At 64.4% G+C, this 25,078-nt stretch carries 21 protein-coding genes and 2 tRNA genes; 20 read left to right on the forward strand and 3 right to left on the reverse strand.

The features are described 5' to 3' along the window. Window positions 1-70 precede the first annotated feature (70 nt). The 3 genes from ubiX (at window position 71) to ftsH (ending at window position 2,981) form a co-directional block, all read left to right on the forward strand. A complete protein-coding gene (gene ubiX, locus CL52_RS03280) occupies window positions 71-700 on the forward strand; it encodes a flavin prenyltransferase UbiX (protein ID WP_043218494.1) in 630 nt (209 codons plus the stop codon). A gap of 54 nt (window positions 701-754) precedes the next feature. Further along, complete coding sequence (locus CL52_RS03285; protein WP_043222904.1) at window positions 755-1,042, forward strand: YceK/YidQ family lipoprotein; 288 nt, start codon at window positions 755-757, stop codon at window positions 1,040-1,042. A 100-nt stretch (window positions 1,043-1,142) separates the two neighbouring features. After that, window positions 1,143-2,981 (forward strand): ATP-dependent zinc metalloprotease FtsH, encoded by a 1,839-nt coding sequence (gene ftsH, locus CL52_RS03290; protein WP_043218495.1) that lies wholly within the window; start codon window positions 1,143-1,145, stop codon window positions 2,979-2,981. Here ftsH and queG read toward each other — a convergent pair. Beyond that, a complete protein-coding gene (gene queG, locus CL52_RS03295; RefSeq protein ID WP_043218498.1) occupies window positions 2,978-4,048 on the reverse strand; it encodes a tRNA epoxyqueuosine(34) reductase QueG in 1,071 nt (356 codons plus the stop codon). The two genes, ftsH and queG, sit on opposite strands and share 4 nt — an antisense overlap. 72 nt (window positions 4,049-4,120) lie before the next feature. Here queG and CL52_RS03300 point away from each other — a divergent pair, with 72 nt between their 5' ends. The 11 genes from CL52_RS03300 to CL52_RS03350 all read left to right on the forward strand — a co-directional run bounded on the left by CL52_RS03300 (window position 4,121) and on the right by CL52_RS03350 (window position 17,067). Next, window positions 4,121-5,611 carry a bifunctional ADP-dependent NAD(P)H-hydrate dehydratase/NAD(P)H-hydrate epimerase gene (locus CL52_RS03300; RefSeq protein WP_043218500.1) on the forward strand — a complete coding sequence of 497 codons (1,491 nt, stop codon included), beginning with the start codon at window positions 4,121-4,123 and terminating at the stop codon, window positions 5,609-5,611. Continuing rightward, on the forward strand, window positions 5,599-6,069 hold the full coding sequence (gene tsaE / locus CL52_RS03305) for a tRNA (adenosine(37)-N6)-threonylcarbamoyltransferase complex ATPase subunit type 1 TsaE (protein WP_041107927.1): 471 nt from the start codon (window positions 5,599-5,601) through the stop codon (window positions 6,067-6,069). Before CL52_RS03300 ends, tsaE begins: the two co-directional genes overlap by 13 nt. Before the next feature lie 14 nt (window positions 6,070-6,083). Beyond that, the gene (locus tag CL52_RS03310) at window positions 6,084-7,499 is read left to right on the forward strand and encodes an N-acetylmuramoyl-L-alanine amidase (RefSeq protein WP_041107925.1); all 1,416 of its coding nucleotides are present in this window, start codon (window positions 6,084-6,086) and stop codon (window positions 7,497-7,499) included. Beyond that, on the forward strand, window positions 7,496-9,373 hold the full coding sequence (gene mutL / locus CL52_RS03315) for a DNA mismatch repair endonuclease MutL (protein WP_043218504.1): 1,878 nt from the start codon (window positions 7,496-7,498) through the stop codon (window positions 9,371-9,373). The genes CL52_RS03310 and mutL overlap by 4 nt, the downstream gene beginning before the upstream one ends. Before the next feature lie 69 nt (window positions 9,374-9,442). Next, on the forward strand, window positions 9,443-10,414 hold the full coding sequence (gene miaA, locus CL52_RS03320) for a tRNA (adenosine(37)-N6)-dimethylallyltransferase MiaA (RefSeq protein ID WP_043218505.1): 972 nt from the start codon (window positions 9,443-9,445) through the stop codon (window positions 10,412-10,414). 90 nt (window positions 10,415-10,504) lie between these two features. Then, window positions 10,505-10,759, forward strand: coding sequence for an RNA chaperone Hfq (gene hfq / locus CL52_RS03325; protein WP_003283098.1), 255 nt, complete (start codon window positions 10,505-10,507; stop codon window positions 10,757-10,759). An 11-nt stretch (window positions 10,760-10,770) separates the two neighbouring features. Further along, window positions 10,771-12,072 carry a ribosome rescue GTPase HflX gene (gene hflX, locus CL52_RS03330; RefSeq protein WP_043218507.1) on the forward strand — a complete coding sequence of 434 codons (1,302 nt, stop codon included), beginning with the start codon at window positions 10,771-10,773 and terminating at the stop codon, window positions 12,070-12,072. Between the two features lie 98 nt (window positions 12,073-12,170). After that, window positions 12,171-13,355: an FtsH protease activity modulator HflK gene (gene hflK / locus CL52_RS03335; RefSeq protein ID WP_043218508.1), complete on the forward strand. Its 1,185-nt coding sequence runs from the start codon at window positions 12,171-12,173 to the stop codon at window positions 13,353-13,355. After that, entirely contained in the window at window positions 13,355-14,221 is an 867-nt protein-coding gene (hflC, locus tag CL52_RS03340; protein ID WP_041107915.1) for a protease modulator HflC, read from the forward strand. The genes hflK and hflC overlap by 1 nt, the downstream gene beginning before the upstream one ends. A gap of 275 nt (window positions 14,222-14,496) precedes the next feature. Further along, window positions 14,497-15,684 carry an ATP phosphoribosyltransferase regulatory subunit gene (locus tag CL52_RS03345; protein WP_043222906.1) on the forward strand — a complete coding sequence of 396 codons (1,188 nt, stop codon included), beginning with the start codon at window positions 14,497-14,499 and terminating at the stop codon, window positions 15,682-15,684. A gap of 87 nt (window positions 15,685-15,771) precedes the next feature. Further along, complete coding sequence (locus tag CL52_RS03350; protein ID WP_043218509.1) at window positions 15,772-17,067, forward strand: adenylosuccinate synthase; 1,296 nt, start codon at window positions 15,772-15,774, stop codon at window positions 17,065-17,067. A 142-nt stretch (window positions 17,068-17,209) separates the two neighbouring features. Here the strand turns inward: CL52_RS03350 and CL52_RS03355 are convergent. Beyond that, window positions 17,210-17,296 (reverse strand) — tRNA-Leu (locus CL52_RS03355). Window positions 17,297-17,401: 105 nt separating this feature from the next. Beyond that, a tRNA-Leu gene (locus CL52_RS03360) sits at window positions 17,402-17,488 on the reverse strand. Between the two features lie 206 nt (window positions 17,489-17,694). Between CL52_RS03360 and rnr the strand changes: the two genes are divergently transcribed. The 6 genes from rnr (at window position 17,695) to CL52_RS03390 (ending at window position 25,075) form a co-directional block, all read left to right on the forward strand. Beyond that, the gene (rnr, locus tag CL52_RS03365; RefSeq protein ID WP_043218511.1) at window positions 17,695-20,232 is read left to right on the forward strand and encodes a ribonuclease R; all 2,538 of its coding nucleotides are present in this window, start codon (window positions 17,695-17,697) and stop codon (window positions 20,230-20,232) included. Next, window positions 20,229-20,981, forward strand: a complete 753-nt coding sequence (gene rlmB, locus CL52_RS03370; protein ID WP_041107908.1) for a 23S rRNA (guanosine(2251)-2'-O)-methyltransferase RlmB — start codon at window positions 20,229-20,231, stop codon at window positions 20,979-20,981. Before rnr ends, rlmB begins: the two co-directional genes overlap by 4 nt. Window positions 20,982-21,152: 171 nt before the next feature. Then, window positions 21,153-23,300 carry a PAS domain-containing protein gene (locus CL52_RS03375; protein ID WP_043218513.1) on the forward strand — a complete coding sequence of 716 codons (2,148 nt, stop codon included), beginning with the start codon at window positions 21,153-21,155 and terminating at the stop codon, window positions 23,298-23,300. Between the two features lie 175 nt (window positions 23,301-23,475). Next, window positions 23,476-23,889 (forward strand): 30S ribosomal protein S6, encoded by a 414-nt coding sequence (gene rpsF / locus CL52_RS03380; RefSeq protein ID WP_041107904.1) that lies wholly within the window; start codon window positions 23,476-23,478, stop codon window positions 23,887-23,889. Window positions 23,890-23,917: 28 nt separating this feature from the next. Continuing rightward, window positions 23,918-24,148, forward strand: coding sequence for a 30S ribosomal protein S18 (gene rpsR, locus CL52_RS03385; RefSeq protein WP_003283112.1), 231 nt, complete (start codon window positions 23,918-23,920; stop codon window positions 24,146-24,148). 33 nt (window positions 24,149-24,181) lie between these two features. Beyond that, window positions 24,182-25,075, forward strand: coding sequence for a hypothetical protein (locus tag CL52_RS03390; RefSeq protein ID WP_043218518.1), 894 nt, complete (start codon window positions 24,182-24,184; stop codon window positions 25,073-25,075). Window positions 25,076-25,078: the final 3 nt, after the last annotated feature.

Consider the following 25,078-nt stretch of genomic DNA (forward strand, 5'->3'; position numbering starts at 1 on the left):
GTGCAAGTGAGCATTTCGAGTAAGGTTTCAACGCAGCATAAGCAAGCGCAGCAGCTTTGGGAGCACATTCATGAGCGGACCGGAACGCATCACTTTAGCCATGACCGGCGCCTCCGGCGCGCAGTACGGTTTGCGCCTGCTCGATTGCCTGATCCAGGAAGACCGCGAGGTGCACTTTCTGATCTCCAAGGCCGCGCAACTGGTGATGGCCACCGAGACCGACGTGGTATTGCCGGCCAAGCCCCAGGCCATGCAGGCCTTCCTCTCCGAGTACACCGGCGCGGCGGCCGGGCAGATCCGCGTGTTCGCCAAGGAGGACTGGATGGCCCCGCCGGCGTCCGGCTCCGGCGCACCGACGGCGATGGTGGTGGTGCCCTGTTCCACCGGCACGTTGTCGGCCATCGCCAGCGGCGCCTGCAACAACCTGATCGAACGCGCCGCCGACGTCACCCTCAAGGAGCGCCGCCAGCTGATCTTGGTCCCGCGCGAGGCGCCCTATTCGAGCATTCATCTGGAAAACATGCTCAAGCTGTCGAACCTGGGCGCGGTGATCCTGCCGGCCTCGCCGGGCTTCTATCACCAGCCGCAGACGATCGACGATCTGGTGGATTTCGTCGTCGCGCGCATCCTCAACCTGCTCAATATTCCGCAGGACATGCTGCCGCGCTGGGGCGAGCATCATCTGGTCAGCGAAGACTGACCGCCAGCGGCTATGGTGATTGTGGCGAGTGGAACGGGAGGCGGAATGGGCAGAGTGCTAGGTGCCGGCCTGCTGGTGCTGGGCATCGCACTGAGCGGCGGTTGCGCGACGGTGCGCACGTTGGATGCGGCCAAGCCCGGCGCACCGCTGGTGTATGCCGGCACGCGGCTGGATTGGTACAGCCTCAACGGCGGGTGCTGCCCGGTCGAGCGTTTTGGCGCCGAGGCGCCACGGCATGCCGCGCTGGATCTGCCGGCCAGCGCATTGCTCGATACCCTGCTGCTGCCATTTTCGTTGGCCGCCGCGCTGGGCTTCAGCCTTGGCGTCACCGGCGGGCTCTGATTCACCGTTTTGCTGATTTGCGTCCGGGCGTTGCCGCACGCGGCGAGGCAAGATTCCGCTGTCGAGCGTTTCGCCCTTCATGGAGCTCAAGGAGAGACAGGTGAAAGACCAGGCCCAGTTCCACATGCGTTACTGGATGATCGCCATCCTCGTGTTCATGGGTTTGCAGTACCTGCTGTCGCAGCAGCAAACCGTCGCGACGATTCCCTACAGCGAGTTCGAAGCGCACCTGAAGGCCGGGCGCATCGACGAGATCGCCGTTACCGACCGGCGCATCGAAGGCACCTTCAAGGAAGCGCTGCCGAGCGGCCAGCGACGCTTCGTCACCAACCGCGTCGAGCCGGACCTGGCGGCCTTCCTCGAGCAGTACCCGGTGCGCTACAGCGGCCGGGTGGAGAGTACGCTGCTGCGCGACCTGCTCTCCTGGATCGTGCCGGCGGCGTTGTTCTTCGGCATCTGGTTGTTCCTGCTCAGGCGCATCGGCAGCGGGATCGGCGGCGGGGGCATGATGCAGATCGGCAAGAGCAAGGCGCGGGTCTACGTCGAGACCGACATGAAGGTGACCTTTGCCGATGTCGCCGGCGTGGACGAGGCCAAGGACGAGCTCAAGGAGATCATCGAATTCCTGCGCGACCCGCAGACCTATGGCCGCCTTGGCGGACGCATGCCCAAGGGCGTGCTGCTGGTCGGCCCGCCCGGCACTGGCAAGACGCTGCTGGCCCGCGCCGTGGCCGGCGAGGCGAAGGTGCCGTTCTTTTCCATTTCCGGTTCCGAGTTCGTCGAGATGTTCGTCGGCGTCGGCGCCGCGCGGGTGCGTGATCTGTTCGAACAGGCGCGGGCCCAGGCGCCGGCGATCATCTTCATCGACGAGCTGGACGCTCTCGGCCGCGCCCGCGGTGCCGGCCCCCTGTCCGGCGGGCATGACGAGAAGGAGCAGACGCTCAACCAGCTGCTGGTGGAGATGGACGGATTCGACACCTCCAGCGGCCTGGTGCTGCTGGCGGCCACCAATCGCCCGGAAATCCTCGATCCGGCGCTGCTGCGCGCCGGCCGCTTCGACCGTCAGGTGCTGGTCGATCGTCCGGACAAGGTCGGCCGGGTGCAGATTCTCAACGTGCATCTGAAGAAAGCACGGTTGGCCGCGGATGTCGATCCGCAGGCGATTGCCGCGCTCACGCCGGGGTTCACCGGCGCCGACCTGGCCAATCTGGTCAACGAGGCGACGCTGCTGGCGACCCGGCGCAATGCCGACGCGGTGTCGATGCAGGACTTCACTGCAGCGATCGAACGCATCATCGCCGGGCTGGAGAAACGCAACCGCCTGCTCAATCCGCGCGAGCGCGAGATCGTCGCCTATCACGAGATGGGCCATGCGCTGGTGGCGATGGCGCTGCCGGGCGTCGATCCGGTGCACAAGGTGTCGATCATTCCGCGCGGCATGGGGGCGCTGGGTTACACCATCCAACGGCCGATCGAGGATCGCTTCCTGATGACCCGTGAGGAGTTGGAGAACAAGATGGCCGTGCTGCTCGGCGGACGTGCCGCGGAATGGCTGATCTTCGCGCATCTGTCCACCGGCGCGGCGGACGACCTGGCTAAGGTCACCGACATTGCCCGGGCGATGGTGACGCGCTACGGCATGTCCAAGCGCCTCGGGCACCTGGCCTTGGAGCGCGAGCCCAATTCTTTCCTCGGCAACGAGGCGATGCTCGGCCTCAAGCCCCAGCACGACTATGCCGAGAGCACGGCGACGGCGATTGACGAGGAAGTGCAGGAGCTGGTTCAGTCGGCCTTCCAGCGTAGCGTCGATCTGCTGCAGGCGCGTCGTGCACTGCTCGAGCGCTGCGCCCGGCAGCTGCTGCAACAGGAGACGCTGGATGCCGGACAACTGCGTGCGTTGAGCGCCGAGCTCGGCGCGCAGTCGCCGTCGTCGGACTAGCCTGCCCGCTTGGCGTGCTGGGTCAGGGCCCACTCCACATGCTCGCGCACCAGCTCCGACGGATCGTCGCGGCGCGCCTCGAGCGCCTCCAGCACCGGGATGCTCGACGGTGCATTGCCCAGGCCCACCGCGAGATTGCGCAGCCAGCGTTCGTAGCCGGCGCGGCGTAGCGGTGAGCCCTCGGTGCGACTGAGAAATTCCTCTTCCGTCCAGCGGAACAAGGTCGCCAGCTCGGCGTTGTCCAGACTGTGGCGCGGTTGGAAGTCACCTTGCTCGGTGGGGCGGGCGAAGCGGTTCCATGGGCAGACGATCTGGCAATCGTCGCAGCCGAACACGCGGTTGCCGATCTTGCCGCGCAGCTCGAGCGGGATCGGCCCCTTCAGCTCGATGGTGAGGTAGGAAATGCAGCGCCGCGCGTCCAGCAGCCGCTCACCGACGAAAGCCTCGGTGGGGCAGATGTCCAGGCAGGCGTGGCAGCTGCCGCAGTGATCGCGGGTCACCGGCTCGTCGACCGGCAGGGCGATGTCGACGAACAGCTCGCCGAGAAAGAACCAGCTGCCGGCCTTGCGGTTGAGCAGGAGGGTGTTCTTGCCGATCCAGCCGAGCCCGGCCTGTTGCCCGGCGGCCTTCTCCAGCACCGGTGCGCTGTCGACGAAGGCGCGAAAGCCGAACGGGCCGACCACCTGCTGAATGCGCTCGGCCAGCTGCTGGATGCGCTTGCGGATCAGCTTGTGATAATCGCGGCCCAGCGCATAGCGCGACACATAGGCCTTCTCCGGGTCGGCCAGCTGCTGGCTCATGCGCGTGTCGCCGGGCAGGTAGTCCATGCGCAGCGAGATGACCCGCAGCGTGCCGGGCACCAGCTCGTCCGGCCGCGAGCGCTTGCTGCCGTGGGCGGCCATGTAGTCCATCTCGCCCTGGTAGCCCGCCGCCAGCCAGGCTTGCAGGTGCCTTTCATGCTCGCCGAGGTCGATGCCGGTGATCCCGACCTGCTGGAAGCCGAGCTCGCAGCCCCACTCCTTGATGGAGTCGGCGAGGGCGATGGGGTCGAGAGCGGAGCTGGACATCGGAGACTGCAGCGCGATTCAGGCGGGTGCGTATAATTCTGCCAGACATTCCGCCGCGATGATCCTCTGCCGATGACCGACCCGCTGCCCACCGCCCTGTACACCGCCACTCAGGTGCGCGAACTCGACGCACGCCTGATCGGCGCCGGCACGCCCGGCTTCGAACTCATGCAGCGTGCCGCGCACGCCTGCTGGCGCGCGTTGCGGCGACGCTGGCCCGATGCTGGCACGGTCACCGTGCTGGCTGGCAGCGGCAACAACGCCGGCGACGGCTACCTGGTTGCCACGCTGGCACAGCGGGCCGGCTGGCAGGTGAAGGTTGTCGCGGTCGGCGAACCGCAAGCGCTCAAGGGCGATGCCGCAAACGCCTGTGCCGAGGCTCGGCAGGCGGGCGTCGTGATCGAGCCCTGGCGCAGCGATAGTCCGCTGGACGGTGTGCTTGTCGACGCGTTGCTTGGTACCGGTCTGACCGGCGCGGTGCGGCCGCCTTATGCGCAGGCCATCGAGGCGATCAATGAAAGCGGGCGTCCGGTGCTGGCGGTGGATATCCCCTCGGGGCTCTGCGCTGACACGGGGGCGCTGCTCGGCCATGCCGTACGCGCCGAGGTGACCGTGACCTTTATCGGTCTCAAGCTGGGGTTGTTCACCGGGGAAGGGCCGGATCGAGTCGGCCAGCTGGTCTTCGACGACCTGCAAGCCGAGCAGGCGCAGGTCGCGGCGATGCCGCACGAAGCGGTGCGTCTGTGCCCGGACACTCTGCCGCGGCTGGCGCCAAGGCGCCCGACCGCGCACAAGGGCAGCTTTGGCCAGGCGCTGGTCATCGGTGGCGATCTGGGTACCGGCGGTGCCGCGCTCCTGGCCAGCGAGGCGGCGCTGCGCTGTGGCGCCGGCATGGTCACCCTGGCGACCCGCCCTGAGCATGTCACCGCATCACTGGTGCGACGCCCCGAGATCATGTGCAACGGCGTCGAGTCGACCTACGCGCTGACAGCGCTGACCGAGCGTGCCGACGTGCTGGTGGTCGGCCCTGGGTTGGGGCAGGGGCCTTGGGGGCGCAGCCTGCTGTCGCTGGCCGTGCAGGCCGAGGTGCCGCAAGTGTGGGACGCCGATGCGCTGAACCTGCTTGCCCACGGCGCGGTCGAGTTGCCCGCCCGCTGCCTGATCACGCCACATCCGGGCGAGGCCGCGCGACTGCTGGGCTGCACTACTGCCGAAGTGCAGGCCGATCGACCGCGCGCGGTACGCGAGCTGGCCCGGCGGTTTCGCTGCAGCGCGCTGCTCAAGGGCGCCGGGACGCTGATCGCTGATGACGAGGGGCGGATGGCCCTGTGCGACCGTGGCCATCCTGCCATGGCCAGCGCCGGGCTGGGCGATGTGCTGGCCGGTGTCGCCGGTGCGCTATTGGCGCAGGGGCTGGAGCCGTTCGAAGCGGGCTGCCTGGCCGCCTGGCTGCATGCGGTCGCCGGTGAACGCTGCGCCGACGGAGGGCGCGGACTGGCTGCCGGCGATCTGATCCCGCAGGTGCGTCACCTGCTTGAGGAGCACGCGCCATGCACGAAGTGACTTTGTATGCGGCCGACGAGGCGCAGATGCTAGAACTGGGCGCACGCATCGCCCGGGCGACCGGCGGGCGCGGCGTGATCTATCTGCATGGCGACCTGGGGGCCGGCAAGACCACGCTTTCACGCGGGTTGATCCGCGGCTTCGGCCACGACGGCAAGGTCAAGAGCCCGACGTTTACCCTTGTCGAGCCCTACGAGATCGGCACGGTGCGGATCTTTCACTTCGATCTCTATCGGCTCGTCGATCCCGAGGAACTTGAGTTTCTGGGCATTCGCGACTATTTCGCGGGGGATGCCCTGTGCCTGGTGGAGTGGCCGGAACGCGGGGCCGGCGTTTTGCCAAAGGCAGACCTGGACATTACCATTGCGCCGCATGACGCCGGGCGCTTGTTGCGCCTTTCGCCGCGGGGCGAGCGAGGCCAGGCCTGGTGCGACGCCCTGACCGAAGACGAACATTGAACACGAGGTTGGGTATGCGCATACGCGCGCTGGTTAGCGGTCTGCTGGTCCTGTTCGCCACGGTGCAGGCGTTCGCTGCCACCGATGTGCAGAGCGTGCGGCTCTGGCGTGCGCCGGACAACACCCGTCTGGTGTTCGATCTGTCGGGGCCGGTCAAGCACAATGTGTTCACACTCGAGGCTCCGGACCGGATCGTCATCGATGTCACCGGGGCCAGCCTCAAGGCACAACTCAGCGGCCTCCCGCTGGAAAACACGCCGGTGGCGGCGCTGCGTGCCGGCCAACCCGATGCCGATACCCTGCGCGTGGTGGTCGATCTCAAGGCTCCGGTATCGCCGAAGAGCTTTGCCCTGGCGCCGAACCAGCAATACGGCCATCGCCTGGTGGTCGACCTCTACGATCAGCCGGGCGGTGCCGCTGCCGATACCCGGCTGCCGGTCAATACGGCGCCGGCTGTTCCCGTGGCGCCGGTCTCGCCAACGTTGCCGGCGGTCAAGCTGCCTGCCACGCCGACCAGCAAGCGTGACATCGTGATTGCCATCGACGCCGGTCACGGCGGCGAGGATCCGGGCGCCATCGGGCCGGGCAAGATCTACGAAAAGACCGTAGTACTGCAGATCGCCAAGGAGCTGCAGCGGCAGATCAATGCCGAGAAGGGCTTCCGTGCCGAGCTGGTGCGCACCGGCGACTACTTCATCCCCTTGCGCAAACGCACCGAGATTGCGCGCAAGAAGGGCGCCGACCTGTTCGTCTCGGTCCACGCCGATGCCGCGCCGCGTTCATCGGCCTACGGCGCTTCGGTCTTTGCACTCTCCGATCGCGGCGCGACCTCGGAAACTGCGCGCTGGCTGGCCGACAGCGAGAACCGCTCCGACCTGATCGGTGGCGCTGGCAATGTCAGCCTCGACGACAAGGACCGCATGCTCGCCGGCGTGCTGCTCGATCTGTCGATGACCGCCTCGCTGTCCTCCAGCCTCAACGTCGGGCAGAAGGTGCTGAGCAACATGGGCCGTATCACGCCCCTGCACAAGCGCCGCGTGGAACAGGCCGGTTTCATGGTGCTCAAGAGTCCGGACATCCCGTCGATTCTGGTCGAGACCGGGTTCATCTCCAACCCGTCGGAAGCGCGCAAGCTGCAGACGCGCAGCCATCAGCAGGCGCTGGCTCGGTCGATTCACAGTGGGGTCAAGCAGTTCTTCCACGAGAACCCGCCGCCCGGAACCTATGTCGCCTGGTTGCGCGACGCCGGCAAGATCGCGGCCGGGCCGCGCGAGCACGTGGTGCGGTCGGGCGAGAGCCTGGCCCTGCTGGCGCAACGTTACCAGGTCAGTCTGGCCTCGTTGCGCAGCGCCAATGGCCTGAAGAGCGACACCATCAAGATCGGCCAGACGCTGAGCATTCCTGCCACCACGCTGGCCTCGCAACCATGAGTGAGTTGCGTCGTATCCAGCTGCTTACCCCCCGGCTGGCGAACCAGATTGCCGCTGGCGAAGTGGTCGAGCGACCCGCCTCGGTCGCCAAGGAGTTGCTGGAGAACAGCCTCGATTCCGGCGCGCTGCGCATCGATGTGGACGTCGAGCAGGGCGGTATCAAGCTGTTGCGGGTGCGCGATGACGGCTGCGGTATTCCCGCCGACGATCTGCCGCTGGCCCTCGCGCGCCATGCCACCAGCAAGATCCGTGACCTGGAAGATCTGGAGCGGGTGATGAGCCTGGGCTTTCGCGGCGAAGCGCTGGCCTCGATCAGTTCGGTCTCGCGTCTGACGCTGACCTCGCGCACATCCGATGCCAGCGAGGCCTGGCAGGTGGAAACCGAAGGGCGCGAAATGGAGGCGCGGGTGCAGCCGGCGGCGCATCCGGTGGGCACCTCGGTCGAGGTGCGCGACCTGTTCTTCAATACGCCGGCGCGACGCAAGTTCCTGCGTACCGAAAAGACCGAATTCGACCACTTGCAGGAAGTCATCAAGCGGCTGGCGTTGGCGCGTTTCGACGTTGCTTTCCATCTGCGGCACAACGGCAAGAGCGTGCTGGCGCTGCATCAGGCCGACGATGACGTGGCGCGCGGACGGCGGGTGGCAGCCGTCTGTGGCTCTGCCTTTCTCGAGCAGGCGCTGCCGATCGAAGTCGAACGCAATGGCTTGCGCCTGTGGGGGTGGGTGGGTCTGCCGACGTTCTCGCGCAGCCAGGCGGACCTGCAGTACTTCTATGTCAACGGCCGCATGGTGCGTGACAAGCTGGTCGCGCATGCGGTGCGTCAGGCCTATCGCGACGTGCTGTTCAATGGCCGGCATCCGACTTTTGTGCTGTTTCTTGACGTCGATCCGGGCGTGGTGGATGTCAACGTGCACCCGACCAAGCACGAGGTGCGCTTCCGTGACAGTCGCATGGTGCATGACTTCCTCTACGGTACGCTGCACCGCGCGCTGGGCGACGTGCGCCCCGAAGACCAGCTGGCTGCCCCTGCCAGCGTTGCCGGTATTGCGCAGCCGATAAGCGGCCTGGCGGCGGGGGAGTTCGCCGGGCAGAACGAGATGAGCCTGTCGGCCAGCGTGCTGGAGGCTCCGCCGGCCGAATCCCAGCCGGCCTGGCGCACAAGCGGTGCGGGCTACCAGATGCCACGCCCGGCTGCCGGTGGCTTCACCGCCGAGGCCCAGGGCGCCTATCGCGAGTTCGTGACGCCCCTGCCAGCTCCCGCGGCGTTGCCCGAGGCTCAGGCCGACGTGCCGCCGCTGGGCTACGCGCTGGCGCAGCTCAAGGGCATCTACATCCTGGCCGAGAATGCCCAGGGCATGGTGCTGGTGGACATGCATGCAGCGCATGAACGCATCACCTATGAGCGCTTGAAGGCGGCCATGGCCAGCGAGGGGCTGCGTGGCCAGCCGCTGCTGGTGCCCGAGTCGATCGCGGTGAGCCAGCGTGAAGCCGACTGTGCCGAAGAGCACAGCGAGTGGTTCCAGCGGTTGGGCTTCGAGTTACAGCGCTTGGGGCCTGAAACCCTGGCGATCCGGCAGATTCCGGCGCTGCTCCGGCAGGCCGAGGCGACCCAATTGGTGCGCGACGTGCTGGCCGACCTGCTCGAGTACGGCACCAGTGACCGTATCCAGGCGCATCTCAACGAGCTGTTGGCGACCATGGCTTGCCACGGCGCCGTGCGCGCCAATCGCCGGCTGACGGTGCCGGAGATGAACGCCCTGCTGCGCGACATGGAGCAAACCGAGCGCAGCGGGCAGTGCAATCATGGCCGCCCGACCTGGACCCAGTTGGGCATGGACGATCTGGACCGGCTGTTCCTGCGCGGTCGCTGACCGCCCGTTCGGCTTGCTAGTGCGGGGCTTCTTCCCGACACTATGCGGCCGCAAGTCGTGAGTTCGCCAATGCCTGCACTGCCTCCTGCCATCTTTCTCATGGGCCCCACCGCGTCCGGCAAGACCGACCTGGCGCTGGAGCTGGCCGAGGCGCTGCCCTGCGAGCTCGTTAGCGTCGATTCGGCGCTGGTCTATCGGGGCATGGATATCGGCACGGCCAAGCCGTCGAGCGAAGTGCTGGCGCGCTTTCCGCACCGCCTGGTGGATATCCTCGATCCGGCGGAAAGCTATTCGGCTGCGCGCTTCGCCGGCGATGCGCTGCAGGCGATGGCGGAGATCACCGCCTCGGGACGTATCCCCCTGCTCGTTGGCGGCACCATGCTTTACTTCAAGGCGTTGCTCGAGGGGCTGGCGGATATGCCGGCCGCGGACTCGCAGGTGCGCGCGCAACTGGAGGCCGAGGCCGCTGTCGATGGGCTTGCCGCGTTGCATGAGCGCCTCTCCGAGATCGATCCGGAGTCCGCAGCACGCATTCACCCCAACGATCCGCAGCGGTTGATCCGGGCGCTGGAGGTCTATCACGTCAGCGGGCTGACGATGACCGAACATCGCGCCAGACAAAGGTCGCAAAAGCTTGGGGCTCATGCGCCGGACAGCGGCGTCTTGCCTTATACTGTTGCGCAGCTATCCATTGCGCCAGCGCAGCGGGAAGTGCTTCACCAGCGTATCGAACGGCGCTTCGTTCACATGGTTGAACAGGGCTTCGTTGCAGAGGTCGAAGCTCTTCGCGGTCGTGGTGATCTGCATCTCGGGTTGCCCTCGATGCGCGCAGTGGGTTACCGCCAGGTCTGGGAATATCTGGACGGGGCGATGACGCATGACCAGATGATCGAGCGCGGCATCATTGCCACGCGCCAGCTGGCCAAGCGGCAGTTCACCTGGCTGCGCGGTTGGAAGGGGGTTGCCTGGCTCGACAGCCTGGCCTGCGACAATCTGCCGCGAGCATTGAAATACCTGCAGCAGCTCCACATATTGAGCTGAACTGCTAACAGACCGTCTATTCTCACACTCGTGGATCGTCGGTTGACCGAATAAATCACGAATAAACAGATCCTCTAAGGAGTGCGGCACATGTCAAAAGGGCATTCGCTACAAGACCCTTACCTCAACACACTGCGTAAGGAACGCGTCCCGGTTTCCATCTATCTGGTCAACGGCATCAAGCTGCAAGGTCAGATCGAGTCGTTCGACCAGTTCGTCATTCTGCTGAAGAACACCGTCAGCCAGATGGTGTACAAGCACGCCATTTCCACCGTCGTGCCGGGTCGTCCGGTGCGTCTGCCCACTGCGGGAGATGCCGAGCAATCCGAGTCGGGCAACGACTAAGGTAGGTATCTTTGTTCTTCGAACGTCCCGGCGGGGGAGAGCGGGCCATCCTGGTGCATCTGGAAGGCCAGGACCCCGCGGTACGCGAGGATCCCCAGGAGTTTCAGGAGCTCGCCCGCTCGGCTGGTGCCGAGACGGTGAGCTTCGTCAGCGTTTCCCGTCACCAGCCTTCAGCCAAGTATCTGATTGGCAGCGGCAAGGTCGAAGAGCTTCGTGACCTGGTCAAGCAGACCGAGTCCGAACTGGTGATCTTCAATCACACCCTGACGCCCAGCCAGGAGCGCAACCTCGAGCGCGTTCTCGAGTGCCGCGTGCTCGACCGTACCGGATTGATCCTCGATATCTTCGCGCAGCGCGCGCGGACCCACGAAGGCAAGCTGCAGGTCGAGCTGGCTCAGCTCGAGCACATGAGTACGCGCCTGGTTCGGGGCTGGACCCACCTCGAGCGACAGAAGGGCGGTATCGGTTTGCGCGGTCCGGGTGAAACCCAGCTGGAAACCGACCGTCGCCTGTTGCGCGTGCGCATCCGGCAAATCAAGCAGCGTCTGGAAAAGGTTCGCGGGCAGCGCGAGCAGGCGCGCCGCGGTCGGCGGCGCGCTGACATCCCCTCGGTATCGCTGGTCGGCTATACCAACGCCGGCAAGTCCACGTTATTCAATTCGTTGACCGAAGCGGAGGTCTACGCGGCCAACCAGTTGTTCGCCACGCTCGACCCGACGCTGCGACGCATTGAAATCGGCGATGTCGGTCCGGTCGTGCTTGCCGATACCGTGGGCTTCATCCGCCATTTGCCGCACAAGCTGGTCGAGTCCTTTCGTGCCACGCTGGAGGAGTCGAGCAACGCCGACCTCTTGCTGCACGTGATCGACGCCCACGAGCCCGAGCGCGATCAGCAGATCGAGCAGGTGCTGGCTGTGCTCGGCGAGATCGGTGCCAACGAGTTGCCACTCCTCGAGGTTTACAACAAGGTTGACCTGCTCGAGGGCATCGAGCCACAGATTCAGCGCGATGCCGACGGCAGGCCGCAGCGAGTCTGGGTTTCGGCGCGTGAGGGGCTTGGGCTGGATCTGCTGCGACAGGCCATCGCCGAGCTTCTCGGGAATGATCTGTTCGTGGGTGCGCTGTGCTTGCCGCAGGCGCTTGGCAGGTTGCGTGCTCAGCTGTTCGAACTGGGCGCAGTACAGAGCGAAACGCATGATGAGCAGGGCGGCAGCGTGCTGCAGGTTCGTGTTCCACGCGTCGAGCTGCATCGCCTGGTCAGCCGTGAAGGTTTTCAGCCAAACGAGTTTCTGCAGCAACATACTTTGCAATAAAGCCTGGAAGGGCGGCTTTGCCGCGCGTTTGAGGCTTTCGGTAGCATTGGCGGGCACGTCGTCGACGTGCCTAAGGCTTCAACAGAATGGAGAGCGCTATGGCTTGGAATGAGCCGGGTGGCAACTCGAACAATCAGGATCCCTGGGGCGGCGGCGGTGGTCGCCGTGGCGGTGGGGATCAGAAGGGGCCGCCGGATCTCGATGAGGCCTTTCGCAAGCTGCAGGACAGCCTCAACGGCATGTTCGGCAACAAGAAGCGCGGCTCTGGCGGTGGTGCTGGTGGCCGTGGCCGTCGCGGCGGTCTGGGGCTGGTGTGGATCTCGTTGGTCGTCCTGCTCGCGGTCTGGCTGTTCAACGCGATTTATATCGTCGATGAACAGGAACAGGCTGTCGTGCTGCGCTTCGGCAAGTACCACGAGACGGTCGGGCCGGGCTTGAACATCTACTTCCCGCCGATCGATCGCAAGTTCCAGGAAAACGTCACGCGTGAGCGCTCCTACAGCAAGCAGGGGCAGATGTTGACCGAGGACGAGAACATCATCGAAGTGCCGCTGACGGTCCAGTACAAGATCAGCGACCTGCAATCGTTCGTGCTCAACGTCGATCAGCCCGAAGTCAGCCTGCAGCATGCGACCGACAGCGCCGTACGCCACGTGGTGGGTTCCACCGCCATGGATCAGGTGCTGACGGAGGGTCGCGAAGTGATGGCAGGTGAGGTCAAGGAGCGTCTGCAACGTTTCCTCGACAACTACGGCACCGGCATCACGGTCACCCAGGTCAACTTGCAGAGCGCCGCGGCGCCGCGTGAAGTCCAGGAAGCGTTCGATGACGTAATTCGGGCTCGCGAGGACGAGCAGCGCGAAAAGAACCAGGCCGAATCCTACGCCAACGGTGTGGTTCCGGAGGCGCGAGGCCAGGCCCAGCGGATGCTGGAAGAGGCAAGCGGCTATCGTGATGCGGTGATCTCGCGCGCTCAGGGTGAGGCCGATCGCTTCAGCAAGCTGCTGACCGAGTATCGCAAGGCGCCGGAAGTGACTCGCGAGCGCCTCTATCTGGAAACCATGCAGGAAGTCATGAGCAACACCAGCAAGGTCATGGTCACTGGCGAAAACGGGCAAAACAACCTGCTCTACCTGCCGCTGGACAAGATGGTCAACAGCGCGAGCAGCGCCGGTAGTGCGGCGTCGGGCAGTTCGGCCTCGTCGTCGGCTGCGGCGGGACAGGCCACGCGTTTGCCGCCGGAGCTCGATCCGCGTGAAGTTCGCACCAGGGAGAGCCGCTGATGAGTAACAAATCGCTTACGGCGCTGATCGTTGGTGTGGTGCTGGCGGTAGCGCTATGGAACAGCTTCTATATCGTCTCGCAGACCGAGCGTGCCGTCATGCTGCGCTTCGGTCGAATCGTCGAGCCGGACGTCAAGCCCGGGCTGCACATGAAGATTCCGTACGTCAACAGCGTGCGCAAATTCGATGCGCGCCTGATGACGCTGGACTCCACGACGTCGCGCTTCCTTACGCTCGAGAAGAAGGCCCTGATGGTCGATGCCTACGCCAAGTGGCGCGTCGCGGACGCAGAGCGCTTCTATACCGCGACCTCGGGCATGAAGCAGATTGCCGACGAGCGCCTGTCTCGGCGTCTGGAGGCTGCACTGCGCGACCAGTTCGGCAAGCGCACGCTGCACGAGGCGGTGTCCGGTCAGCGTGACGAGCTGATGGCACAAGTGACTTCGTCGCTCAATCGCGCAGCGCAGCAGGAGCTTGGCATCGAGGTGGTCGACGTGCGGGTCAAGGGCATCGACCTGCCGCGCGAGGTCAACCGCAGCGTGTTCGAGCGGATGAGTTCCGAGCGAGAGCGTGAGGCGCGTGAGCACCGTGCCAAGGGACGTGAATTGGCCGAGGGCATTCGCGCCGATGCCGATCGTCAGCGCCGCGTGTTGTTGGCGGAAGCCTTCCGCGAGGCCGAAGAGCTGCGCGGCGACGGTGATGCACGTGCGGCGGCGATCTATGCGGCGGCGTACGACCAGGATCCCGAGTTCTACTCGTTCTACCGCAGCCTGCAGGCCTATCGCGAAAGCTTCGCCAACAAGCAGGACGTGCTGGTGCTGGATCCGAAGAGCGAGTTCTTCCGTTATCTCGAGAAGTCCCGCTGACAGGGTGGTCACCCGGCGGGGCGCGGCCTCTTCGGGTGACCATCAGGCAAAAGGTTGCTATGATCGGCCAGCCGGGAACATCCCGGCTTTTTTGCGTCTGTGCCCCTGAGGCGCAGGCGATTCCCGGGCATGGCACATCATGCTGATATCTGGTCGGGCGCCTGGCTATTTCGCCAGGCCTCGGCCCGATTGCGTGCGGCCGCCGGTCTGCCCTGGGGCGATTACGACCGCGGTTCGTTTGAATAGGCTTGCCGGATCGAGAGGTGATTGGCGATATGGCAACGGTAGACCGCTGGCTTCTGCCAGATGGCATCGAAGAGGTGCTCCCGCCAGAGGCGGCACGTATCGAAACGGCACGCCGCCGTGTGCTGGATCTGTTCCACCGCTGGGGCTATGAACTGGTAATCACGCCTCACGTGGAGTTTCTCGAATCGCTGCTCACCGGCTCCGGGCAAGACCTCGACCTGCGAACATTCAAGGTTACCGATCCGCTTTCCGGTCGACAGATGGGCTTTCGCGCCGATATCACCCCTCAGGTCGCGCGGGTCGATGCACACACCTTGCGTCGTACCGGTCCGAGCCGGCTGTGCTATGCCGGCAGCGTGCTGCATGCCAAGCCGCAGGCGCTGGCCACGTCGCGCAGCCCGATCCAGCTGGGTGCTGAGCTCTATGGTGATGCCAGCGCTGCCAGCGATCTGGAGATCATCAGCCTGATGGTCGAAACGCTGGAACTCGCCGATGTGCCCAACGTGCACATGGATCTCGGCCACGTCGGTATCTATCGCGGGCTGGCCAAGGCGGCCGGGCTCGCCGGTGATCTCGAACAACGGCTGTTCGATGCCTTGCAGCGCAAGGCGATGGACGAGCTGGCTGAGCTGACCGATACGCTCGAGCCCGGGCTGGCCGCGATGATTCGCGCCCTCGCCCGTCTGTGCGGGGGGCGCGAGGCGTTGGTCGAGGCGCAGCGCGTGCTGGCCGACGCTCCGGGCGAGGTGCGTGATGCGCTGGCTGCGCTGGCTCGGATCGCTGAAGAGCTGGCGTCGCGCTATCCGCAAATCCCGCTTTACTTCGATCTGGGTGAACTGCGCGGCTACCACTATCACACCGGAGTGGTGTTTGCCGCGTTCGTACCAGGCGTCGGTCAGTCAATCGCACAGGGCGGACGCTACGATGCCATTGGGGCGGACTTCGGCCGTGCGCGCCCGGCTACGGGGTTCTCTACCGATCTCAAGACGCTCGTGAGTCTGGGTAACGCCGAGCTGGATACGCCTGCCGCTGGTATCTGGGCGCCGGTGGGTGCTGAGCCGACGCTCTGGGCGGAAATTGCGCGCCTGCGTCAGTCGGGAGAGCGCGTCATTCAGGCTCTCGAGGGGCAGTCGCAGGCTGAGGCCCTCGAAGCAGGGTGCGATCGTTCGTTGGTCAGGGGCAAGGACGGCTGGAAAGTGATGCCACTGGCATCCTGAGGCGCGCCTGCGCGGGCTGCATCGCTACGGATTCTGTAATTTCTTGCCGGCAGGGCCGGCACGCTTCGCCGAAGAGGACAAAGGGTTATGGGTAAGAATGTCGTGGTCCTGGGCACCCAGTGGGGTGATGAGGGCAAGGGCAAGATCGTCGATTTGCTGACCGACCAGGCGGCCGCGGTGGTGCGCTATCAAGGCGGCCACAACGCCGGTCATACGCTGGTCATCGACGGTGAGAAGACCGTTCTGCACCTGATCCCGTCCGGGATCCTGCGTGAAAACGTGCAGTGCCTGATCGGCAACGGCGTGGTCGTTGCGCCGGATGCGTTGCTGCGCGAGATCACCAAGCTCGAGGAGAAGGGGGTTCCGGTGCGTGAGCGTCTGCGCATCAGCCCTGCCTGTACGTTGATCCTGCCTTATCACGTGGCATTGGATCAGGCGCGCGAGGCGGCTCGCTCCGAGGGCAAGATCGGTACGACGGGGCGTGGTATCGGGCCTGCCTACGAAGACAAGGTCGCTCGTCGCGGGCTGCGCATCGGTGATCTGTTCAATCCGGAACGCTTTGCCAAGAAGCTGCGCGAGCTGCTCGACTATCACAACTTCGTGCTGCAGAACTATTACAAGGTCGAGCCGGTAGATTTTCAGAAGACGCTCGACGAGGCGCTGGCCTACGCCGAGATTCTCAAGCCGATGATGACCGATGTCGCGGCCCGTCTTCACGAGTTGCGCAAGCAGGGCGCTTACATCATGTTCGAGGGCGCTCAGGGTTCGCTGCTCGATATCGACCATGGCACCTATCCCTATGTCACCAGTTCCAGTACCACCGCAGGCGGTACCGCGACCGGTTCCGGCTTTGGTCCGCTGTATCTCGACTACATCCTCGGTATCACCAAGGCCTACACGACGCGCGTAGGATCGGGTCCGTTCCCGACCGAACTGTTCGATGAGGTCGGTGCTCGCCTTGCCGAGCGCGGTCACGAGTTTGGCTCGACTACGGGGCGTGCTCGGCGTTGTGGCTGGTTCGATGCGGTGATTCTGCGTCGCGCCATCGAGATCAACAGCATTTCCGGCATATGCCTGACCAAGCTCGATGTGCTTGACGGCCTGGAAACGATCCGCATCTGTACCGGTTACAAGGACGCTGCCGGCGAGGTGCTGGTCGATGCGCCGACAGACGCCGACAGTTATGTCGGTCTGCAGCCGGTCTATGAGGAGCTGCCGGGCTGGTCCGAGTCGACCCTTGGCGCGAAGAGCCTCGACGAGCTGCCCGCTAATGCCCGAGCCTATATCCACCGCATCGAGGAGTTGATCGAGGCGCCGGTAGATATCGTTTCGACCGGGCCTGATCGAAACGAAACCATCGTTTTGCGTCATCCCTACGCCTGAGGCTGAGGCTGAAACGAAAAAGCCGCCCTATGGGCGGCTTTTTTCTGTCTGTTCACCTGCAAAGCAAAGCAAAGCGCTGGCAAGGCCGGGTATGCTGCTGAAACGAAAAAACCGAGCCAGGGCTCGGTTTTTTCTTCAAGAGTGGTGCCCAGGAGAAGACTCGAACTTCCACGGTGTTGCCACCGCTAGGACCTGAACCTAGTGCGTCTACCAATTCCGCCACCTGGGCACGTTGCGATGATTGAAGCCATCGCCGGCTTGTCGTTTATCGCCGTTCAGGCCGAAGTCGACTTCTTCGTATCGGAGGACTCGATTGCTCGCTTCCTCAAGATGATGGTGCCCAGGAGAAGACTCGAACTTCCACGGTGTTGCCACCGCTAGGACCTGAACCTAGTGCGTCTACCAATTCCGCCACCTGGGCACGAGAAACGATGTTTGCAAGCCGTTTCCGTGATACAACGTCTGTCCGACGTCGTGGGCGCGAACTATAAGGCTGAGGTCGGAGCTTGTAAACCCCTGACAGTGAAAAATAATTCGCATCGAGGCTGCGCCTCGGGTGCGTTTCGCGCTTCAATATAAAGCAGTAATGCAATCCCTCTGAATATGAATGAAAGGTGACATTTCTTGATGGCCGACTGGCAATCGCTCGATCCCCAGGCCGCCCGCGAGGCGGAAAAGTACGACAACCCCATCCCCAGCCGCGAGCTGATCCTGCAGCACCTGGGGGAGCGTGGTTCGCCTGCGGCCAGGGAAGAACTGGTCGATGAGTTCGGCCTGGTTTCCGACGAGCAGATCGAGGCGCTGCGCCGGCGTTTGCGTGCCATGGAGCGCGATGGCCAGTTGATCTATACCCGCCGCGGCACCTATGCGCCGGTGGACAAGCTCGACCTGATCTGTGGGCGCGTCAGCGGGCACCGCGACGGTTTCGGCTTTCTCATCCCGGACGATGGTAGCGACGACCTTTTTCTGAGCCCGGCACAGATGCGGCTGGTGTTCGACGGCGATCGGTGTCTGGCGCGTGTTTCGGGCATCGACCGGCGTGGTCGGCGCGAGGGCGCTATTGTCGAGGTCATCAGCCGTGCCCACGAAACCATCGTTGGCCGCTACCAGATCGAAAGCGATGTGGGATTCGTGGTTGCCGACAATCCGAAGATTCAGCAGGAGGTGCTGGTCACCCCCGGTCGCGCCCTGGATGCCAAGCCCGGACAGTTCGTCGAAGTGAAAATCACGCACTGGCCCACGCAACGGTTCCAGCCCCAGGGCGACATCATCGAGGTGATCGGCAACTACATGGCGCCGGGCATGGAGATCGACGTTGCACTACGCAGCTTCGATATCCCGCACGTCTGGCCTGAAGCCGTGCTCAAGGAGGCTGCGCGCCTCAAGCCCGAAGTCGAGGAGAAGGACAAGCAGCGGCGCGTCGATCTGCGACATCTGCCCTTCGTTACCATCGACGGCGAGGATGCGCGTGACTTCGATGACGCCGTTTATTGCGAGAAGCTGCGCAGCTGGAACCTCTTCTCCGGCGGCTACCGGCTGTTCGTGGCCATCGCCGATGTTTCCCACTACGTCCGGGTCGGCTCGGCGCTGGACCAGGAGGCGCAGAACCGCGGCAACTCCGTTTACTTCCCCGAGCGCGTCGTGCCGATGCTGCCCGAGGCCTTGTCCAATGGGTTGTGTTCGCTGAATCCCCAGGTCGATCGCCTGGCGATGGTCTGCGAGGTCACCCTGAGCAAGACCGGCAAGATGACCGACTATCAGTTCTATGAGGCGGTGATCCATTCGCACGCGCGGCTGACCTACAACAAGGTCAGTACGATGCTCGAGCAACCGAAGTCGGCGGAGGCCAAGCAGCTGGCTGGTCAGTACGCTGAGGTGTTGCCGCATCTCAAGCAATTGCATGCCCTGTACAAGGTATTGGCCAAGGCCCGGCATGTCCGCGGCGCCATCGACTTCGAGACGCAGGAGACGCGTATTCTGTTCGGCGAAGACCGCAAGATCGCCGCCATCAAGCCCACCGAGCGTAACGATGCACACAAGCTGATCGAGGAATGCATGCTCTGCGCAAACGTGGCGACGGCCGCGTTCCTGCAGCAGCACAAGCTGCCCGGGTTATATCGTGTCCATGATGCGCCACCGTTGGAGCGGCAGGAGAAGCTCACCGCGTTTCTCGGCGAGTTGGGTCTGTCTTTGCACAAAGGCAAGGAGGGGCCGACGCCGAAGGATTACCAGGCGCTGCTGGAAAAGGTCCAGGATCGTCCGGACTTCCACGTGATCCAGACCGTGATGCTGCGCTCGCTGAGTCAGGCCGTCTACAGCGCGGACAACCACGGGCATTTCGGCCTCAACTACGAGGCCTACGCCCACTTTACCTCGCCGATTCGGCGCTACCCGGACCTGCTGGTGCATCGCGCCATTCGCAGCGTCATTCGTTCGCGGCGTGAGACGCCACATGTACGGCGCGCCGGTGCGGCAAGCATGCCGAAGGTGCGCATCTATCCATACGACGAAAGCGCCCTGGAGCAGCTCGGTGAGCAGTGTTCGATGACCGAGCGCCGGGCCGACGAGGCGACTCGTGACGTGGTGAACTGGCTCAAGTGCGAGTTCATGCGTGATCGGGTCGGTGAGACGTTCCCGGGGGTGATCTCCGCGGTGACCGGATTCGGCTTGTTCGTAGAGTTGACCGATATCTATGTCGAGGGGCTGGTCCATGTCACGGCGATGCCGGGTGACTACTACCACTTCGATCCGCTGCATCATCGTCTGACCGGCGAGCGCAGCGGGCGGAATTTCCGCCTGGGCGATACGGTGTCGGTTCGGGTCATGCGCGTGGATCTGGACGAGCGCAAGATCGATTTCGAGCTGGTCGAGGGCGGTGCACGCGGCGACACCTCGCGCAATGTCGGCGGGCGCCCGCACACGGGGCGGCGGAGCCAGTCGGGCAAAGGGGGCGACGCCGGCAGCGCCGATGTTCAGAAGAGTCGCGCAATGAAGAAGGCGCTACTGGATGAGGCCAAGACCGGTGGTCGCGGCGGCAAGCCGGGGCGCACCGAGGACGGTAAGTCGAGCAAGGGCAAGCGGACGTCGGGCGGAAAGCGTCCGGCCTCCGCGCCGGCCAAGTCAGGCAGTGGCTCGGCCGCGAGAAAGCGCAAGGCCAAGTCATGAGCGACCTGGAAAAAGTGTTCGGCCTGCACGCGGTCGAGGCCCTGCTGCGTCATCATCCTCGGCGGGTCAAACGGATCTGGCTGGCCGAGCGCCGCAATGATCCGCGCGTCCAGGCGGTGCTCGAGCTGGCTGCTCAGGCCAGGATCGGCGTCACTTCCTGCGAACGGCGGGAAATGGACGAATGGGTCGAGGGCGTCCATCAGGGTGTGGTCGCCGAGGTCAGCCCCAGCCAGGTCTGGGGCGAGCCTATGCTCGACGAGTTGCTCGATCGCAGCGAGGCGCCGCCGCTCTTGCTGGTGCTCGACGGTGTGACCGATCCGCACAACCTTGGCGCCTGTCTGCGTACCGCCGATGCAGCGGGGGCGCTGGCGGTGATCGTGCCGAAGGACAAGTCGGCAACGCTCAACGCCACGGTGCGAAAGGTCGCCTGTGGCGCCGCCGAAGTGGTGCCGCTGGTGGCGGTAACCAACCTGGCGCGGACGCTGGAGAAGCTGCAGAAGCGGGGCGTGTGGATCGTCGGCACCGCAGGCGAGGCGTCGCAGGAGCTCTACAGTCAGGATCTCAGTGGGCCGATCGCATTGGTTATGGGGGCAGAGGGCAAGGGTATGCGTCGCCTGACCCGCGAGCATTGCGACTATCTGGTGCGCCTGCCGATGGCCGGTAGCGTCAGCAGTCTCAATGTATCGGTCGCCACGGGGGTCTGTTTGTTCGAGGCGCTGCGCCAGCGCCGGGCGACATCCGGCGGTTGACCCCCGCCCTTGGCGGCCTGCGGCCGCCAGTTTTCTTCATTCTGCAACCGATCGCGCGTTTGGCGGTCAATGGGCTGATCTATGCCCGTTCGCCGCCGCCGTTGCGCATGCTGCGCGCTGCCTTGTCGGGGTGCGCAACCGCTCGATTCCGGGCGCACCAAGGAGGACTTCATGCAGCAACGCCCGAGTTTCGAGAGCCTGTTTCGGCTGTCGCCCAATGCCTATGTGCTGCTGGCCCCGGACCTGGCCATCCTCGATGCCAATGATGCCTACCTCAGGCTGACCGGGCGCCGTCGCGAGGAAATCCTCGGTCAGCGCCTGCATGAGGCCTTTGCGGTTGATCCGCAACAGCCCGATGCAGTGAATGTTGCAGAGTTGCTGGAGTCGTTCGACCGGGTCCTTGAGCGCCGGGTGCCCGACACCATTCCGGTAATCCGTTATTCGATCAGCCGGCAGACCGAGCGCGGGCCGGTGTTCGAGGATCGATACTGGAGCGCGACCCACACCCCGTTGCTCGATGACGATGGCAGGGTGTCTGCCATCCTTCAGCACACCTCGGATATCACCGAGCTGTACGGCATGCAGGCCGCCCGCGCGGCCGCCGAGGCGCGCATGCAGCCGCTGCAGCAGATCGGCCAGGCGATCATCGCCAGGGCGCGTCTGGTGCAGGACGAGGGCAATCTGTTGCGCCGCCTGTTTGCGCAGGCCCCGGGGTTCGTCTGTTTTCTGCGTGGTCCAGAGCACATCTTCGAACTGGTCAACGCCGAGTATCAGCGACTTACCGGCCATCGTGAGCTGATCGGTAGGTCGGTGCGCGAGGCATTGCCTGAAGTGGATGGTCAGGGCTTCCTTGAGCTGCTCGATCATGCTTTCGCCAGTGGCGAGCCCATCGTCCGGCGCCAGGCGCCCGTACGGTTGCGGCGCGATCCGCAGGGGCCGCTAGAGGAGTTGTTCGTCGATTTCCTCTATCAGCCGATCACCGAGAGCAGTGGTCGCGTCAGCGGTATTTTCGTGCTCGGCCACGATGTCACCGAACAGCGCCGGGCTGAAGATGAGGTGCGCAGCTATCGAGAACACCTCGAAGAGCTGGTCCGGGAGCGGACCGCCGCCTTGCTGCAGAGCGAGGCGGAGCGGCAGGCGGCAGAGGCCGCGCTGCTGCAGGCGCAGAAGCTGGAAGCGGTGGGCAAGCTGACAGGCGGCATTGCGCATGACTTCAACAACATGCTGCAGATCATTGGCGGCAATCTGCAGTTGCTTCGGCGCAGCTTGGGCGCCGATGAAACCGCCTTGCGGCGTCTCGATTCGGCGGTCAGCGGCGTGGATAAGGGGGCGCGGCTGGCATCGCAGCTCCTGGCCTTCGCCAGTCGGCAGCCGCTGCGTCCGCAGCGGGTTCACCTCGAGCAACTGATCGGCGATATGCATGAATTGCTGGACGGTGCGCTGGGCTCGTCAATCACTGTCGAGGTGGACGTGCCGGGTGGCTTGTGGCCGGTGCATGCCGACGTGGGCAACCTGCAGAGTGTGCTGCTCAATCTTGCCGCCAACGCGCGCGAAGCGATGGCCGGGACGGGACGCTTGCAGATCCGGCTGCACAACTCCGCGCTGACCGAGAAAGTGCATGGCGAGGCGGCCGATATCGCGCCGGGTGATTACGTCGTGCTCAGTGTCATCGACGAGGGCGTAGGCATGAGCGACGCGGTTCGTAGTCATGCCTTCGAACCTTTCTTCACCACCAAGCAGGAAACCAATGCCTCCGGGCTCGGCCTGAGCATGGTGTACGGCTTCGTCAAGCAGAGTGGGGGCTTCGTCAGGCTCGACAATGGAGAGCAGGGTGGCACTGCGGTGCATGTCTATCTGCCGCGTGCGCAAGAGGCATCTGGCCAGGGAAGCGAGGAGCGGCCGGCCCCGGCTGTGGTCGAGGACACGGTTCCTGTCGAGTGCGCAAATGCAGATGAAGCGGGGCTGCAGGTGCTCTTTGTCGAGGATGATCCGACCCTGCGGATGCTGACCGGGGAGGTCATGCTCGAACTGGGGCATCAGGTCACGCTCAGTGAGACGGCCGAGGATGCGTTGGCGCAGTTGGAGGGTGGTGAGTTCGATGTGCTGCTGACCGATGTCGGATTGCATGGCATGAGCGGCATCGAGCTGGCGCGCCGCGTTCGCCAGCATCATCCGGGCGTTACTGTGGTGATTGCCTCAGGCTACGCCGTCGATGCGCGCGAGGAAGCGCTGGCCGACGTTCGCACGATGCTCAAGCCCTACGATATCCAGCAGGTGCGGGCGCTGCTCGAGGCCATTGCGCGCGAGCGCAGGGGCTGATCGCGCTGATCAAAACTTCGCCAATTCGCCTTGCGCAGCTAATGGCCCTTCTCTAGAATGGCGCCCCTTGCCCGGACGGCAGGCTTCTGTTCGTCCTGGCAATGGCAAGACAACAAAGTCATTCACTCCTTGCCTGACCGCATCGTCGGCAGGCTGCAACCCGTAAGGAGCATTTATGCGTCATTACGAAATCATCTTTCTGGTTCACCCGGACCAGAGCGAACAGGTCGGCGGCATGGTGGAACGTTACACCAAGCTGATCGAAGAAGATGGCGGCAAGATCCACCGCCTGGAAGACTGGGGCCGTCGTCAGCTGGCTTACGCCATCAACAACGTGCACAAGGCTCACTACGTCATGATGAATGTCGAGTGCAGCGGCAAGGCACTGGCCGAGCTGGAAGACAACTTCCGCTACAACGACGCCGTCATCCGTAACCTGGTCATCCGTCGCGACGAAGCCGTGACCGAGCAATCCGAAATGCTCAAGGCCGAGGAAAACCGCAGCGAGCGTCGCGAGCGTCGCGAGCGCCCGGAGAACGCTGAAGGCTCCAACGAGAGCGACAACAGCGACAACTCCGCTGACGAGTAATCACCGGATCTATTGAGGAGCCTATTTCATGGCACGTTTTTTCCGTCGTCGTAAGTTCTGCCGTTTCACCGCCGAAGGCGTGAAAGAGATCGACTACAAGGATCTCAACACCCTGAAGGCCTACATCTCCGAGACCGGCAAGATCGTTCCGAGCCGCATCACCGGTACCAAGGCCCGTTATCAGCGTCAGCTGGCTACCGCCATCAAGCGTGCCCGCTACCTGGCCCTGCTGCCCTACACCGACAGCCACGGCCGTTGATTCGGCTGGTCGACCGAAGTAGGGATTGATCGCGTGCGCGCTTTGGCGGACTACATCATGCGCGGCCGCAAGCAAGCCATCTTCGTGATGGCGGGCGCGGCGGCAGTGCCGATGCTGTTCTGGCTCAGCGCCGCGGCTGGAAGTCTGGTGTTGCTGCGTCGCGGGCTTAACGACGCCTTGGGTGTGCTGGTCTGGGGCGCGTTGCCGGCACTGGTGTGGTGGTACTTCGGTGACCCACGCACGTTGTTGGTGATGCTTGGCACGTTGGGCTTGGGGATGCTGCTGCGCAATCAGGCATCCTGGGCCCGTGTGCTGATGGCAAGTGTCGGTGTCGGTTTGCTCTATGCCTGGGCGCTTGGCCTGGTCTTCGACGAACCGATCAAGGCTCTGGCCGGCGAGTTGCAGAAGGTATTGCCGCATACACTGTCGGACGCCTACCAGCAACTTTCGGTGGATGAGCGGACGCGGCTAGAGTCGCTTCTGGCTCCGGTGTTGACCGGGCTGCTTGCGGCACTGCTGCAGATCACCACGCTGCTCAGCCTGATGCTGGCGCGCTATTGGCAGGCCGCGCTGTACAACCCGGGTGGCTTCGGTAAGGAGTTCCGGGCGTTGCGTTTGCGCCCGCTGCTGGCAGCGCTGCTGCTGGCGGGCATGCTGCTCGGCCCGAACCTCGGCGCGGAGCTGGCGATGCTGACGCCGCTGTGCAGTGTGCCGCTGGTGTTTGCCGGCGTCGCGCTGGTGCATGGGCTGGTCGCACAGGGGCGCCTGCAGCGTTTTTGGCTGGTAGGGCTCTACGTCACGCTGGTGCTGTTCATGCAGTTGATTTATCCGCTACTGGCCGTGTTGGCCATGGTCGACAGTCTGTTTGATTTTCGCGGTCGCGCCGCCGACAGAAACGGTGCGGGGCCTGCGAACGGTGAAGGTTAAAAG

The organism is Stutzerimonas balearica DSM 6083, assembly GCF_000818015.1.
In the GTDB taxonomy this organism is placed as follows: Bacteria; Pseudomonadota; Gammaproteobacteria; order Pseudomonadales; family Pseudomonadaceae; genus Stutzerimonas; species Stutzerimonas balearica.

What these genes read in the sequence shown, in the direction of transcription:
- ubiX (WP_043218494.1), top strand. Translation starts at nt 71, where the DNA reads ATGAGCGGACCGGAACGCATCACTTTAGCCATGACCGGCGCCTCCGGC.
- queG (WP_043218498.1), bottom strand. Translation starts at nt 4,048, where the DNA reads ATGTCCAGCTCCGCTCTCGACCCCATCGCCCTCGCCGACTCCATCAAG.
- CL52_RS03300 (WP_043218500.1), top strand. Translation starts at nt 4,121, where the DNA reads ATGACCGACCCGCTGCCCACCGCCCTGTACACCGCCACTCAGGTGCGC.
- tsaE (WP_041107927.1), top strand. Translation starts at nt 5,599, where the DNA reads ATGCACGAAGTGACTTTGTATGCGGCCGACGAGGCGCAGATGCTAGAA.
- CL52_RS03310 (WP_041107925.1), top strand. Translation starts at nt 6,084, where the DNA reads ATGCGCATACGCGCGCTGGTTAGCGGTCTGCTGGTCCTGTTCGCCACG.
- mutL (WP_043218504.1), top strand. Translation starts at nt 7,496, where the DNA reads ATGAGTGAGTTGCGTCGTATCCAGCTGCTTACCCCCCGGCTGGCGAAC.
- miaA (WP_043218505.1), top strand. Translation starts at nt 9,443, where the DNA reads ATGCCTGCACTGCCTCCTGCCATCTTTCTCATGGGCCCCACCGCGTCC.
- hfq (WP_003283098.1), top strand. Translation starts at nt 10,505, where the DNA reads ATGTCAAAAGGGCATTCGCTACAAGACCCTTACCTCAACACACTGCGT.
- hflK (WP_043218508.1), top strand. Translation starts at nt 12,171, where the DNA reads ATGGCTTGGAATGAGCCGGGTGGCAACTCGAACAATCAGGATCCCTGG.
- hflC (WP_041107915.1), top strand. Translation starts at nt 13,355, where the DNA reads ATGAGTAACAAATCGCTTACGGCGCTGATCGTTGGTGTGGTGCTGGCG.
- CL52_RS03345 (WP_043222906.1), top strand. Translation starts at nt 14,497, where the DNA reads ATGGCAACGGTAGACCGCTGGCTTCTGCCAGATGGCATCGAAGAGGTG.
- CL52_RS03350 (WP_043218509.1), top strand. Translation starts at nt 15,772, where the DNA reads ATGGGTAAGAATGTCGTGGTCCTGGGCACCCAGTGGGGTGATGAGGGC.
- rnr (WP_043218511.1), top strand. Translation starts at nt 17,695, where the DNA reads ATGGCCGACTGGCAATCGCTCGATCCCCAGGCCGCCCGCGAGGCGGAA.
- rlmB (WP_041107908.1), top strand. Translation starts at nt 20,229, where the DNA reads ATGAGCGACCTGGAAAAAGTGTTCGGCCTGCACGCGGTCGAGGCCCTG.
- CL52_RS03375 (WP_043218513.1), top strand. Translation starts at nt 21,153, where the DNA reads ATGCAGCAACGCCCGAGTTTCGAGAGCCTGTTTCGGCTGTCGCCCAAT.
- rpsF (WP_041107904.1), top strand. Translation starts at nt 23,476, where the DNA reads ATGCGTCATTACGAAATCATCTTTCTGGTTCACCCGGACCAGAGCGAA.
- rpsR (WP_003283112.1), top strand. Translation starts at nt 23,918, where the DNA reads ATGGCACGTTTTTTCCGTCGTCGTAAGTTCTGCCGTTTCACCGCCGAA.